This is a genomic window from Streptomyces cahuitamycinicus, assembly GCF_002891435.1.
GTDB classification, from domain to species: domain Bacteria; phylum Actinomycetota; class Actinomycetes; order Streptomycetales; family Streptomycetaceae; genus Streptomyces; species Streptomyces cahuitamycinicus.
In genome coordinates, this window is sequence record NZ_POUC01000848.1 from 1 (window position 1) to 1,270 (window position 1,270).

At 70.5% G+C, this 1,270-nt stretch carries 1 pseudogene; it reads right to left on the reverse strand.

Annotated features, from left to right (window positions below):
- Positions 1-438 precede the first annotated feature (438 nt).
- Positions 439-1,254: pseudogene (locus C1J00_RS43375) on the reverse strand (SPDY domain-containing protein); the annotation flags it as partial.
- Positions 1,255-1,270: the final 16 nt, after the last annotated feature.

Genomic DNA, 1,270 nt, shown 5'->3' on the forward strand with positions numbered 1-1,270 from the left:
AACACCCGACGCCGACACTCCCGCCTCGGTCAGCGGTCTCCGATCGCCTTCGAGAACACCCTCCAACCAACATCAACTACCCTGGCCCAAGCGGCATAGACGTGTTCAACATCCGGGGACAAGGCCCGAGTTGCCCCTGCCCGGAGCTTCGGTGCTGCTGAAATGCCTGCCACTGCGCCGCGAGGGCAGCCGTGCGCTTGCGGCGTGAACGGACCGTCAACGCGCTCGTCACGGCGACGATGAGAGCGATGACCATAAAGACGCCGGGGCTGGGGGCATTGCCGCATCCAGCATCGTTCCATCAACGGGCAGCAATTCTTCCTGGCATCGAAGACCGAGCGGCCACTTCGCCCGAGAAGCAAGAAAGCCCGGCACCCCCAACTGGGAGGGTGCCGGACTGCGATCGTCGAGAGTTGTGCGCGGGACGTTACAGTAGATGGCCGGCGCACGCAGGAGACGCTCCTGGGTGGCCTCGGGCAGCACCCGCCGCAGGACCGGTGCGGTCGAGCTGAGGGAGGCGGCGAAGGCGGCGACGAGATCGTGCGGGACGCTGGCGGCGAACGATGCCGCCCACAGACACGGTGCGCCGAGCGCGGGCTCGGCCCACGCCTGCCATCCGGCCGGTCCCGTGTCGTCGTCCTCGGCGGACAGGGCCCGCGGGTCGGTGTCCTGGATGAGGGGCGGGGCCTCGCCGAGGCCGATGTGCGAGATGAACGTCGGGTCCGTCGCCGCCGCCTCGGGTTGGTCGATGTCGCGGAACCATCCGTGGGCGGCGACAGCATCAAGGACCAGCTCGGATCCGGCGAGCGGCACGGCAGGCTGGTCGCTTGCGTCGAGCGCGATGAGGAAGTCGACCACCGCCTCGCCGGGGACGTCACTGGTGAAGTAGGCCGACCACTGGGCGAGCGGGCTGCCCGCCTCAGCTCGGGCGGAGATCTGCCAGGCGATCGGCAGCTCGCCCAGGTGGAACGGCTCGTCCGCGAGGCCCCACTGGGCCCAGCGCAAGGCGTCGGGGCTGATGTGCAGGACGGTGCTGCGCAGGACCTGGCGGTCCTCCGGCGCCTCGTCCGGCTCGTGCCGTCCGCGGACGATCGTCAGGCTCGTCCAACCCAGGCCGGCGAGCGCGTCGGCGACGACGTCGTAGAGGCGTCCATCGTCACCGGCCAGGTGCCGGGGGCCGACCCAGAACGCGGGTTGGCCGCCGCGCGGGGTGGACGAGTCGGGCGGGAAGTCGGGGTACAGGGGCGCTTCCAAGGGCTCGGTGCGGGTC